Genomic DNA, 10,983 nt, shown 5'->3' with positions numbered 1-10,983 from the left:
TTGCTCGGCCGGCTACGTCGCGACGGCGGCCGATCTGTTGAACACGATGGTCACCCGCGTTCCTTTGCCGGGGGCAGAATCCACCTCGAACCGGGCTTTGGCATTTTCAGTCAGCGATTGAGCGATCAACGCTCCGAGCTTGCCGGGTTTCGGCCAGGTCTCGCCTTCGGGCAGGCCGATGCCGTCATCGGCGACTACGATGCGAAAACCGTCTCCGTCGACGATGCTGCGCAGCGTGATCGTCCCGCCTTCGCGACCCAGAAAGGCGTGTTTCAGCGCGTTCGTCAAAAGCTCATTGACCACCAGACCCGTTGGCATCGCCACGTTGATGGACACGGGATAGGCATCGACCTTCATGTCCAGCCGGATGCCCTGCATGGCGTGCGACGTCATCACGGCGGAAGCGATCTGGCTGAGATAGACGCCAAGGTCCACTTCGGCCTTCTGTTCGTCGACCGACAGCGTCTGGTAGAGAATTGCGAGCGCGTCGACGCGGCCGGCGAGGCGCTCGAAGCGTTTCTGATCGGGTGACGCCGCACTGCGGGCCTCCAACCTGATGAGAGCCGTGATCATCTGGAGATTGTTCTTCATCCGATGCTGCAACTCGCGCAGCAGCATGTCCTTTTCCCGAATGCGTTGTTCGATGGCCTCGCTGTCGCTTGCCTTGTGCGCGGTAACGTCGACAAGGGCGACCAGTCGAAAGGACCGTCGCCCACGCTCGTCCTCGATCAGGTTCGAATAGACATCGACGATGGCTGGCGCTGCTGCGGCACGTTGTATCCTGAATCTTCCCGCGCGATCGATATCCTCGACGATGGCCCGGGCCAGCGGCCGGTCCTTGTATTCGCTCAAGCCTCCTCCGCTCAGTGCGGCCCAGTTCCAGCGCTCGAGCTCGGCGACGGATACGCCTGACAATTTCTGGAACTCGGAATTGACATAGACGACACGTTCGTCGCCGCTGAGATCGGAAATTGCGATCGCGATCGGCAGCTGGTCGAGAAATCTCTTGAATTGTTCGCTATCCAGCACGCCCGCCAGATCGGGGGTGTCGAGCAATTGCTGGATCTGCTCGGTTTTTTCGGCTTCGGCGGACATTCCAGGCTTTCGATGTCTTCGGGTGGGACCATGATCAATATCAGGTCATTCGCCAACTGCGAAGTCCGCTCATTGCCGTTGCGCCGCCCATGGGCGGACAGCCGAGATCATGGTTGAGAAAGCGTCTGAAGGCTCAGTTCGAATGGCTCTGCTCGACCAGATGATACTTGTATTGGTCGCGAATATGTTCGTTGAAGAACCGGCCCTTCGACGAAGCCTTGCGGAACGCGGCGTGGACCTGCGGCGGAACGTCCTCGTAATCATAGCGGTTTCCGCTCGGGACGAACCACACCGAGAGTACCCTCGTCGCCGGCTGGTAGTCGATGTTTCTGATCGCAGTTGAAGGCATCTCGACAGCTCCAATGCTCGGCAGTGCTCCAATCCACGCCATCGTGTGAATAACCCTGCACGGAGAGCGAGGTTCCTTGCTGCCGAAGCAGCCTTGCCGCTACGGGCCGGCTTCACCAAGTACAGTTGATGCCACCACTCAAGACATCGGCTGCAGCCCGTCAGGGCGATCTCTTTGCCGCCACCGACGACCTGCCGGAAGGATTCCGCTACCGGCCCGAACTGATCACGCCGGAGGAGGAAGCAGCGTTGGCAAGCCAGCTCGACGGCCTGCCTTTTCAGCCCTTCGACTTTCACGGCCATCTGGCAAACCGGCGGGTGGTCGGCTTCGGGCTGCGTTACGACTACGACCGGCGCGAAGTCGTCGAAGCACCGCCGATACCCGGCTTTCTGCTGCCGCTCAGGGACAAAGTTGCAGCCTTTGCCCGCCTGCCGGCCGAAACCTTCGTGCAGGTGCTGATCAACGAGTACCGGCCGGGCGCCGGTATCGGCTGGCACCGCGACAAGCCTCATTTCGAAGTGGTCGCCGGCGTTTCGCTGCTGGCCGCCTGCAGCTTCCGCCTGCGCCGGAAAAACGGCACGCGATGGGATCGCAAGACGGTCACCGTCGAGCCAAGATCAGCCTATTTGATGACGGGTGCTGCGCGCAACGAATGGGAGCACAGCATTCCGCCGGTCGCCGAGCACCGCTATTCGATCACATTACGCACGCTGCGCGCTCAAAATTCGCTTGGGATAGCGCCGTAAGGCAAGCCAGGCGCCGCCCTGAAGTACTGAGCCGATACGATTTCATCGGTCGCCATGCCGACCGGCCAAATCCGCCAGCATGGCGCGCTGGCCTTTCAGGATCTTGAGGTTGGCTTCAGGCAGGGAGAACCAGCCCGCTCTGTCGACTTCGGCAAATTCCTTCATCGAGCCGGACCTTGGCGGCCATTCCATGACGAAGGTGTTGCTGCTTATGGCGTCGCTGTCGAAGTCCGCTTCGACGCACCATGCGACGACGAGCTTGCCGCCCGGCTGCCGATAGCTGCCAAGGTGTTCGAAAACTCCATCGATGGCGACCCCGAGCTCCTCTTCGGCTTCGCGTTTTGCCGCCGCCAGTTCGTCTTCGTTCCCGTCGACCAGGCCCTTCGGGATCGACCATGCGCCGTCGTCCTTCTTCGCCCAGAATGGGCCGCCGGGATGCACCAGCAGCACCTGAAGTGAACCTCGGTTTTGGCGATAAATGAGCAACCCTGCGCTGCGTTTGGCCATTCCGCTATTCCCCTGACGAAAATGAACCGAATGTTCTCGTCCGGGCCGGCGTATGGACCAGCCTGCCACGGCGGAACGATTTCGGCTCGCAGCCGTTCCGTCCGTTCGGCAAATGAGTGATTGACATGGCGACGCCGCGAGCTGCCTGGAAGGGCTTTATGAAAGTCGGATCGGTTTCCTGTGGCGTCAAGATCATCGGCGCCGTCAGCGAGGCCGAGAAAGTGCATTTCAGGATCCTGAACCGCAAGGACGGTCTCCCGGTCAAGAGCGCTTATATCGACGAGGAGACCGGCGATACGGTGGAGGCTGCCGACCAGGTAAAGGGCTATGAAGTCGAGAAGGGCGAATTCATCCGCATAGAGCCGGACGAAATCAAGAAACTAAAGATGGTATCGCAGCACACGCTCGAGATCGGCGAGTTTGTGCCCACCGCCGAAATCGACGCACGCTACCTCGAAAAGCCCTATTATCTGGTCCCGGCCGACGCGCCCTCCACGGAGGCCTTCGCGGTGATCCGGGACGCCATGGCCAGGAAGAAAGTGGCAGCCCGCTCCTGCGTCGTGCTGTACCAGCGAGGCCGAGAGGTGCTGATCCAGCCGCTGGGCAAGGGCATGGTGATGACGGAATTACGCAACCACAATGAAGTGGTCGCAACCGACGCGGTGTTCGAAGGACTGAAGGCTCGCAAGGTCGATCCCGAGATGCTGGAAATCGCGCAATTGCTGATCGACAAGAAGCCCGCCAAATTCGACCCGTCGAAGTTCGAAGACACTTATGAACAGGCGCTGGTTGCGATGATCGAAGCCAAGCGCAAGGGCAAGAAACCGCCCAAGCCGGCACCTGCGCCGAGGACGAATGTCGTCAACCTCGCCGATATTCTGCGCAGAAGCCTGGCGCAGGAAGGCGGCAAGGCTCCTAACAAAGGTCCGGGAACGGCCGCGAAACGCAGATCAGCCTGAATGTCCGAAAGCGGATCGAACGGAACCGAAAACGCTCGCGCGCATTTAGATGAGGTAGCAATCCGTCGGCAAGCCAAGCGGAGCGGGGGACTGGTGGACGTCGTTGAACTAAAGACTGGCGGAATCCCGCAAGTTTCCTCCGCCGATCTGATGCAGGCGTTGCCTGTGGCTGTCTACACCACCGACAGACAAGGCTACATCTCGTTCTTCAATGAAGCCGCTGCCGATCTCTGGGGATATCGTCCGGTTATCGGCCAGGACCGCTGGTGCGGATCATGGAAGCTTCGTCACCTCGACGGACGGCCGATGGCGCACGACGAATGTCCGATGGCCGTTGCCTTGCTGGAGGAGCGGGACGTTCTTGGGGGCCGGGCGATCGCCGAGCGGCCGGACGGCCAGTTCATCCCGTTCAGCGCGCATCCGGTCCTGCTTCGCGATGCGAACGGCGAGGTCGTCGGCGCCATTAACACCCTGCTCGACCTGCGCACCCAGGCGCTGGCTGACGACGCCAGCATAAGGCTCGCTGCCATCGTCGAATCTTCGATGGACGCGATCGTGTCGAAAGACCTGAACGGCATTATCACCAGCTGGAACGACGCGGCACAACGCCTGTTCGGCTACACGCCCGCGGAGGCGATCGGTCGCCCGGTGACGATGCTCATCCCGCCCGACCACCTGGATGAGGAGACCATGATCATCAGCCGCATTCGCGCCGGCGAACGGATTCCTTCATATGAGACTATTCGGCAGCGCAAGGACGGCACCCTGGTTCCGGTTTCGCTCACCATCTCGCCGATACGCGACGGCACTGGGCGTATCGTCGGCGCTTCCAAGATCGCGCGCGACATCAGCCCGCACAAGGACAGCGAACGGCGTATCCGCACACTCATGCGCGAAGTCAACCATCGCGTTAAAAACCAGTATTCGGTGATCGTCTCGATGATCCGCGAGACCAGCAAGCTGGCGGGTACGCCAGAGGCTTTCCTTTCCCAGGTCCGGGAACGCATCATGGCACTTTCGGAATCACACGATCTGCTGGTCGATGCCGAATGGCGTGGCGCGACTATCGGCGAACTAATCCATGCCCAGACCAAGGCCTTCGCGACACAGGCCAGGCTGTCGATGAGCGGGCCGATGATCATGCTGCAGCCGAATGCGGTGCAATATCTCGGCATTGCCTTTCATGAGCTGGCCACCAATTCGGTAAAGCACGGAGCGCTGTCGCGCCTCGACGGGCGGGTCGAGGTCGAATGGACCGTGACGCCAGCCGCCGACGGCAGCGACGGCTTCCGCCTTGTCTGGCGGGAACTGGACGGACCATCGGTCGATGAAAACACGCGACGCGGTTTCGGAACGGTCGTGCTCAAACGCGTCACCCCGCAGGCGCTCAGCGGCACCGGCCGCCTGGAATTTGAGAGGCACGGCATCACCTGGACGCTGGAAGCGCCGCTGCGCTTCGTTCAGATGTCGATGGCTGGCATTGCGGCTGATTGAAAGCCGCTATCTCGGCCGCGGCTTGGAGGCCGTGTGGCAACGCAATCGCTATGGCAGCAATCAGGAGGAGCAGCGATGAGTTGGCTGGGCACCTGGCGGAACCAGTACGGGTCGGTCGTCGAACTGACCAGCGAAGAGGGCGGACGGATCAGCGGAACCTTCAGGACGGCGCTGGAGGACAGCGCCTTCTTCGGCACGACGGTGCCGCTGTTCGGAGCCTGCCATGGAGATGTCATCGGATTCACCTGCGCGGCCGAAGGGCGTGTCGGAGCCGCAGCGGTGAGCTATACCGGCATCCTCAGGGAGGGCAAGCTGGAGATGCTATGGCACACCGTTGCGGATGCCGCTTTGTCGGCGGAAAAGGAAGGTGCCCCGGCCCGAGCCAGGAAACTCCCCGCCTGGCGTGCCTTTGGAACCAGCCTCGACAGTTTTGAACGCGTCTCCTGATTATCGCGCCCGCCACCGCGGCATTCAGCTCGCAAGCGAGGCAGCAGGATCCCGCGGCGCGTAGGAACTCGCACTGACAATGGCGCGTTGGTGCGCCAGGACATGCGCTGTTCGTTACGGGATCGACCCAATGAGCGTGCTTTATCGCGCAGCGAAAATCGCCGAACAGGCTCATGCCGGGCAGACGGACAAGACAGGGCGGCCTTATATCGAACATTGCCGCCGGGTCGTCGATGCCGTCGAAACGCTCGACCAGAAAGCCATCGCCTATCTTCACGACGTCATCGAAAAAGGCGACGGTTGGAATCGCGACCGGCTTGAGGCGGCCGGGTTCGGGCCGTCCATCGTATCGGCCGTCGACGCACTGACACGGCGGCCGAACGAGGACGATGCTGTGTTCGTTCGCAGGGCTGCGGCCAACCCGCTGGCGTTGCCGGTCAAGCGCGCCGATCTCGCCGACAATCTATGGCAGGCACGGCAGATCGGTGCCTCGACAGCGAAATACGAAGCCGGCTTGCGCATTCTCAGAGAAGAGTTCGCGAGCTGACGGAAAGCTGACGGCTGTCGCCGATGTGGGTCTATTCGGTGACGTGCGGCGTATGCCGCTTGTCCTCCGCGGGATCGGCCTCAATCCGCGCCCGGCCGGGATCAAACGCACCGTGGCGGGCGATCGCCAGTGCCGCGGTGTCGGGCGTCTCGTAGGCCCACATGAAGTCTTCTGCCGACGAGCCGACCGCATGAACACGCCAATAACTTGCCGTGCCCTTCAGCGGGCTGTGGCTCGTTGTGTTTGTCTTCTCCAGAAGGTCGAAATAGATGTCCTCGAAGGGTATGTAGAAGACAGGATCATGACCGTCTTCGTAGAGCAGCTTTGCCCGCGCGCTCGACGCAATAATGGCGTCGGAGAACCGAACGGTTACGGTTCCATCGAACGGGACAATCCTGAGCGGGCCTGAGCGGGGGGCGGAATTTGCGGCTAAGGGCTGCATTCGACTTCTCCGTAGACTGCGCTGCCCTCCCGAAACGTGTTGTTGCCCGTCAGGGTTCCAGACTCGGGCGCGCCGACGCCGGCGGTGGAACGGTTTTACAAGGTCGTCGTTGTTTCAGACCTCCGCACGCGCCATAATCGCAATGGCCGCCACTCGCCGACTCAACAGCAAATGGATCACATGCTGGATCGATCGCCTACCCTTCCAAGGTCGCTTGGCGCTGCGCTGCGAAGGGAAGTGCCGCGGTTTACGGCGCCCGGCAATGAAATTTCGTGCACCACGGTTGCATCCTACAATGTGCATAAATGCGTCGGCACCGACGGCAGGTTCGATCCGGAGCGGGTCGCGGCCGTGGTCAAGGAACTCGACGCCGATATCATTGCCTTGCAGGAGGCCGACGAAAGAACCGGAAGCAGGCAGGGTTTGCTCGATCTCGCAGCGCTCGAGCGGGACAGCGACCTCGTCCCCACACATGTCCCGGAAAACCGCCGCAGCCATGGCTGGCACGGAAATCTGATCCTGGCGCGCCGCGGCGTGGTCGAAAGCGTGAACCAGATCCGGCTGCCCGGCCTTGAGCCGCGCGGTGCGGTCATCGCGGATCTGGAGCTGAAGGGCGTCTCGCTCAGGATCATAGCCGCACATTTTGGCCTGCTGCGGCGGTCGCGCTCGCAGCAGGCCAACGCGCTGGTCGAAGCCACGCACCCGGTTCTGCGGCCGACAATCCTGCTTGGCGACCTCAACGAATGGCGCGTCCGCAACAGGTCTTCGCTGCTGGCCTTGCTGCCGCATTTCGGTCCGATCGATGCGGTTCTGCCGAGCTTTCCGTCGCGCTTTCCACTGTTTGCGCTCGACCGCATCCTGGCCAGGCCGCCCCACCTGATTTCCAGCATCGAGGTGCACAAGACGCCGCTGGCGCAGCGCGCTTCCGATCATCTGCCGATCAAGGCCCGACTGAACCTGGACGCGATACGGCAGCCGCGACTGCAACCAGAATAAACCTGAAGGGTTGTTAGTCAGATTTCAGATCGTTTGCTTCGCTGATGTTTGCCGGTGCACTTGATGGATACAGCCATTTCGCGGTTTGCCCGGGACAAGATCGCGGCCGGCAATAGCGGGTTGCTGCTGATCGCCGACAATTATGACGCGTTTGCCGCGCGAATCCTTGCTGCGCGCAGTGCCACAAGCAGCCTCGACCTGATGTACTATCTCTGGCACGACGACCATAGCGGCCGGCTGCTGATGCAGGAGGTCGTCAAGGCGGCGGAGCGCGGTGTCCGCGTCCGCATGCTGCTGGACGATATCAATCCGCGCAACAGCGACGCCGCTTACCTGGCGCTCAACAGCTACAAGAACATCGAGCTGAGGCTGTTCAACCCCAGCGGCATGAGGAACGGCAGCATCTTTCGCTCGCTGGAGATGGTCGCCCGGCTGTTTGCGATGACCCGCCGCATGCACAACAAGGCCTGGATCGCCGATGAGGGCCTGGCCATTGTCGGAGGAAGAAACATCGGCGATGCCTATTTCGACGCTGCGGAGACGAATTTTCGCGATCTCGACCTGTTGCTTCTCGGTCCTGCCGTAGGGCAGACGATGCGTATCTTCGAGGCGTTCTGGAATTGCGAGGCGGCAAAGCCGATTCAGCTGCTCAACCCGGCTGCGGTGGGTTCGCGCGCCGATTTCCTCAACAATCTCGATGCGACCACGGATGGCCAGCTTCTGAACAGCCTCAGTGCTTGGCGCACGATCACGGAGTTCGTTGCGGCGCATAGCGACGTCTGCTGGACGAAAGGGGTTCGCGTCATTTCCGATCCGCCGGAAAAGGTGCGCGGCAAGAGGCGCAGGAATTGGCTGACAAAGGAGCTGCTTCCCGCTATCGCGGCGACCAGGCAGCGCCTCGAAATTGTCTCGCCCTATTTCATCCCCAGCCGCACCGGGTTGGCCATCCTGTCGAAGCTGGTGGACCGTGGCGCCGAGGTTGCAATCCTGACCAACTCGCTCGCCGCGACGGACGTCGCCGCCGTGCACGGCGCCTATGCCAAATACCGCCGCAAGCTGCTTAAAAAAGGTATCCAGCTTTTCGAATTGCAGCCCTTCGACCGCCAGGCCAACATCTCCGTTTTCGGCTCAAAGGGAGCCAGCCTGCATACCAAGGCCTTTACGGTCGACGACACGCTGGGGTTTGTCGGTTCCTTCAATTTCGATCCGCGTTCGGTGTCGTTGAATGCGGAAATGGGGGTGCTTTTCCACGATACCAATCTGGTGAGGGAGTTGCGCCGGCTGTTCGAGCACGAAAAGTCACCGCAGACGAGCTACCAGCTGGTCCTGGACAAAGGCGCCTTGCGGTGGCTCGGCTTGGCGGATGGCGAGATGCGGCAATATTCGCGTGAACCGGAGGCCAGTCTCTATCGGCGCATCGTTGCAGCGCTGGTTGGGTGCCTGCCGATCGAATCGCAATTGTAGAAGCGACGGATTTGTCGGAACGCAACTCTTTGCTGGAACGGAACTCCGGGATGACGAGTTGTAACCGTTGTCCGGAGCATGCCGATGAAGACCACGATATACAGTTTTCTTGCCGAGCTCTTGCCATTCTGGATGGCGCACAAACGCAAAATGCGCGCCGACAGTGTCGCTGAGCGTCCGACACGATCTGCCGCAGGTGACGATGTTCGGCCGTCAGGCGACCCGAACCGCGCAACACCGGCGCGACGGCGCAACGCGTCTTAGGGCGGGATGCCTGCAAATTACACCCCGCCCCAAATGTCTGGTTAGCGGCATTCTGCGACGCCAAATGATTTCCCTTGACTGCAAAGCTCTAGCTCTTTGGCGATCACGCTATCGTTAAGTATCGCTTTTTGAAATTCGGCGTTGCCAAGCATCCATTTTGCAGCACGTACGTTAATGACACTACAGTTTGCCGCTACAGGTGAGCACCATGAGTGCTAATGCGATAGAATTCTTGCAGGACTGGATTCACGAAAACGTTCATGTGCCGCCGCCTCCGATCAGGCTTGAAAAGGAGGCGGAAATACTCGCCAGGGAATGCAAGCAAGAGGCGGCCAACGCCGGGGTACCCATCGAAGACATCGAGGAAGAGGTTGGCGACCTAAAGGATCTGCTCGTCGCCAAGCTCGAAGACGCAGCCGAGGACGAGGCCAGGCAACTCAATGGCAAGGGCAGCGACATGAATAGGACGGCTGGAGCCAGCGGTCGGGCGACACTGCAGAACAATCTGTGATTCAGGGCGGGCCGAACAAATGCGTCGCTGAGGACGCCGCAATCTCCTGGGCATTTTCAGCGGGTTCGTACTGCAGCGGGTTGCCGTGGCTCAGACTTCGCACGATCCGCTCCGGACTGAAGGAATGACGCCATGGCATAAACCTTTTCGCCGGACATGCGTTGTTGGGTTTCAAGCCAGGGAGATGACCATGCAGATGAAATCGGAAATCGCCGGCGAGGCCGCCAAGCAGCGGCATATCCAGCGCCGTATCGACGAGAAGGACAAGTCCAAATCCAATGGCAAGCAAAAAGGCGCCATGCAGGCCGGCGCCCGCAAATATCCCGAGCCGCCCTTCCCCGAGCAGCACCAGCCGAAGCCGGGGCATGAATGGGCGATCGAGCCGGCGCCGCTTTATGATGCGCCATTTTATGTCGGATCGAAAAAGCTCGACGGCAAAGTGGCCGTCATTACCGGCGGCGATTCAGGCATCGGCCGTGCGGTGGCCGTGCTCTATGCGCGTGAAGGCGCCGATGTGGCGATCGTCTATCTCTCGGAGGACAAGGACGCCGAAGAGACCAAAAGGGCCGTCGAAGCCGAAGGCCGGCGCTGCATCCTGATCAAGGCCGATGTCAGCGAACGCGACCACTGCCACAACGCGGTGGCTGAGATCGTGCAGGAGTTTGGGCGCATCGACGTGCTGGTCAACAACGCCGCTTTCCAGATCCACTCCAGCGATTTCAGCGAGCTGACCGAGGAGCATTTCGACACGACGCTGAAGACCAACCTCTACGGCTATTTCCACATGGCGCAGGAAGCGGTACCGCACATGAAGCCCGGTTCGGCAATCATCAATACCGGTTCAGTGACCGGCATCGAGGGCTCGAAGCAACTGGTCGACTACTCCATGACCAAGGGCGGCATTCATGCCTTCACCCGCGCGCTCTCGGGCAACCTTGTCGACAAGGGCATAAGGGTCAACGCCGTGGCGCCGGGGCCGGTTTGGACGCCGCTCAACCCCTCGGACAAGGAAGCCGGCGATGTTTCGAAATTTGGCGCCGATACGCCGATGAAACGGCCCGCCCAGCCGGAGGAGATCGCGCCGGCCTACGTGTTCCTCGCCTCGCCGCACTGCTCGAGCTATATCACCGGCGAGATATTGCCGATCGTGGGCGGCTACTGA

13 protein-coding genes are annotated in these 10,983 nt (G+C 61.0%); 9 read left to right on the top strand and 4 right to left on the bottom strand.

Annotated features, from left to right (window positions below):
* Window positions 1-12: 12 nt before the first annotated feature.
* Together NKH50_RS13215 and NKH50_RS13210 are read right to left on the bottom strand one after the other, a co-directional pair.
* On the bottom strand, window positions 13-1,095 hold the full coding sequence (locus tag NKH50_RS13215) for a sensor histidine kinase (RefSeq protein WP_352736893.1): 1,083 nt from the start codon (window positions 1,093-1,095) through the stop codon (window positions 13-15).
* Between the two features lie 133 nt (window positions 1,096-1,228).
* Complete coding sequence (locus NKH50_RS13210) at window positions 1,229-1,444, bottom strand: KTSC domain-containing protein (RefSeq protein ID WP_352736894.1); 216 nt, start codon at window positions 1,442-1,444, stop codon at window positions 1,229-1,231.
* Window positions 1,445-1,572: 128 nt separating this feature from the next.
* Here NKH50_RS13210 and NKH50_RS13205 point away from each other — a divergent pair, with 128 nt between their 5' ends.
* The gene (locus NKH50_RS13205; protein ID WP_352777721.1) at window positions 1,573-2,190 is read left to right on the top strand and encodes an alpha-ketoglutarate-dependent dioxygenase AlkB; all 618 of its coding nucleotides are present in this window, start codon (window positions 1,573-1,575) and stop codon (window positions 2,188-2,190) included.
* Window positions 2,191-2,232: 42 nt separating this feature from the next.
* Here NKH50_RS13205 and NKH50_RS13200 read toward each other — a convergent pair whose 3' ends face one another.
* The gene (locus NKH50_RS13200; protein WP_352736897.1) at window positions 2,233-2,697 is read right to left on the bottom strand and encodes an NUDIX hydrolase; all 465 of its coding nucleotides are present in this window, start codon (window positions 2,695-2,697) and stop codon (window positions 2,233-2,235) included.
* A 125-nt stretch (window positions 2,698-2,822) separates the two neighbouring features.
* Between NKH50_RS13200 and ku the strand changes: the two genes are divergently transcribed.
* The 4 genes from ku to NKH50_RS13180 all read left to right on the top strand — a co-directional run bounded on the left by ku (window position 2,823) and on the right by NKH50_RS13180 (window position 6,144).
* Window positions 2,823-3,656, top strand: a complete 834-nt coding sequence (gene ku / locus NKH50_RS13195) for a non-homologous end joining protein Ku (RefSeq protein ID WP_352476937.1) — start codon at window positions 2,823-2,825, stop codon at window positions 3,654-3,656.
* A 93-nt stretch (window positions 3,657-3,749) separates the two neighbouring features.
* The gene (locus NKH50_RS13190) at window positions 3,750-5,150 is read left to right on the top strand and encodes a PAS domain-containing HWE histidine kinase family protein (RefSeq protein ID WP_352879225.1); all 1,401 of its coding nucleotides are present in this window, start codon (window positions 3,750-3,752) and stop codon (window positions 5,148-5,150) included.
* Window positions 5,151-5,225: 75 nt separating this feature from the next.
* The gene (locus NKH50_RS13185; protein WP_352820309.1) at window positions 5,226-5,597 is read left to right on the top strand and encodes an avidin/streptavidin family protein; all 372 of its coding nucleotides are present in this window, start codon (window positions 5,226-5,228) and stop codon (window positions 5,595-5,597) included.
* Window positions 5,598-5,727: 130 nt separating this feature from the next.
* The gene (locus NKH50_RS13180; protein ID WP_254815772.1) at window positions 5,728-6,144 is read left to right on the top strand and encodes an HD domain-containing protein; all 417 of its coding nucleotides are present in this window, start codon (window positions 5,728-5,730) and stop codon (window positions 6,142-6,144) included.
* A gap of 31 nt (window positions 6,145-6,175) precedes the next feature.
* On the opposite strand, the gene NKH50_RS13175 is transcribed toward NKH50_RS13180, so the two are convergent.
* On the bottom strand, window positions 6,176-6,586 hold the full coding sequence (locus tag NKH50_RS13175; RefSeq protein WP_352820311.1) for a DUF427 domain-containing protein: 411 nt from the start codon (window positions 6,584-6,586) through the stop codon (window positions 6,176-6,178).
* 180 nt (window positions 6,587-6,766) lie between these two features.
* On the opposite strand from NKH50_RS13175, the gene NKH50_RS13170 reads away from it, so the two are divergent.
* The 4 genes from NKH50_RS13170 (at window position 6,767) to NKH50_RS13155 (ending at window position 10,983) form a co-directional block, all read left to right on the top strand.
* Window positions 6,767-7,582, top strand: coding sequence for an endonuclease/exonuclease/phosphatase family protein (locus NKH50_RS13170; RefSeq protein WP_302893445.1), 816 nt, complete (start codon window positions 6,767-6,769; stop codon window positions 7,580-7,582).
* Between the two features lie 63 nt (window positions 7,583-7,645).
* Window positions 7,646-9,046: a phospholipase D family protein gene (locus NKH50_RS13165; RefSeq protein WP_352820313.1), complete on the top strand. Its 1,401-nt coding sequence runs from the start codon at window positions 7,646-7,648 to the stop codon at window positions 9,044-9,046.
* Between the two features lie 472 nt (window positions 9,047-9,518).
* A complete protein-coding gene (locus tag NKH50_RS13160; protein WP_352647955.1) occupies window positions 9,519-9,821 on the top strand; it encodes a hypothetical protein in 303 nt (100 codons plus the stop codon).
* Window positions 9,822-10,011: 190 nt separating this feature from the next.
* Window positions 10,012-10,983, top strand: a complete 972-nt coding sequence (locus tag NKH50_RS13155) for an SDR family oxidoreductase (protein ID WP_352879222.1) — start codon at window positions 10,012-10,014, stop codon at window positions 10,981-10,983.

The organism is Mesorhizobium sp. M1027, assembly GCF_040318745.1.
Classification (GTDB): Bacteria; Pseudomonadota; Alphaproteobacteria; order Rhizobiales; family Rhizobiaceae; genus Mesorhizobium.
This window is presented reverse-complemented; position numbering and strand designations above follow the sequence as displayed.

Bases quoted from the DNA above. Each gene is read 5' to 3' on its own strand.
- NKH50_RS13215 (WP_352736893.1), bottom strand. From the start codon at position 1,095: ATGTCCGCCGAAGCCGAAAAAACCGAGCAGATCCAGCAATTGCTCGAC.
- NKH50_RS13210 (WP_352736894.1), bottom strand. From the start codon at position 1,444: ATGCCTTCAACTGCGATCAGAAACATCGACTACCAGCCGGCGACGAGG.
- NKH50_RS13205 (WP_352777721.1), top strand. From the start codon at position 1,573: ATGCCACCACTCAAGACATCGGCTGCAGCCCGTCAGGGCGATCTCTTT.
- NKH50_RS13200 (WP_352736897.1), bottom strand. From the start codon at position 2,697: ATGGCCAAACGCAGCGCAGGGTTGCTCATTTATCGCCAAAACCGAGGT.
- ku (WP_352476937.1), top strand. From the start codon at position 2,823: ATGGCGACGCCGCGAGCTGCCTGGAAGGGCTTTATGAAAGTCGGATCG.
- NKH50_RS13185 (WP_352820309.1), top strand. From the start codon at position 5,226: ATGAGTTGGCTGGGCACCTGGCGGAACCAGTACGGGTCGGTCGTCGAA.
- NKH50_RS13180 (WP_254815772.1), top strand. From the start codon at position 5,728: ATGAGCGTGCTTTATCGCGCAGCGAAAATCGCCGAACAGGCTCATGCC.
- NKH50_RS13175 (WP_352820311.1), bottom strand. From the start codon at position 6,586: ATGCAGCCCTTAGCCGCAAATTCCGCCCCCCGCTCAGGCCCGCTCAGG.
- NKH50_RS13170 (WP_302893445.1), top strand. From the start codon at position 6,767: ATGCTGGATCGATCGCCTACCCTTCCAAGGTCGCTTGGCGCTGCGCTG.
- NKH50_RS13165 (WP_352820313.1), top strand. From the start codon at position 7,646: ATGGATACAGCCATTTCGCGGTTTGCCCGGGACAAGATCGCGGCCGGC.
- NKH50_RS13160 (WP_352647955.1), top strand. From the start codon at position 9,519: ATGAGTGCTAATGCGATAGAATTCTTGCAGGACTGGATTCACGAAAAC.
- NKH50_RS13155 (WP_352879222.1), top strand. From the start codon at position 10,012: ATGCAGATGAAATCGGAAATCGCCGGCGAGGCCGCCAAGCAGCGGCAT.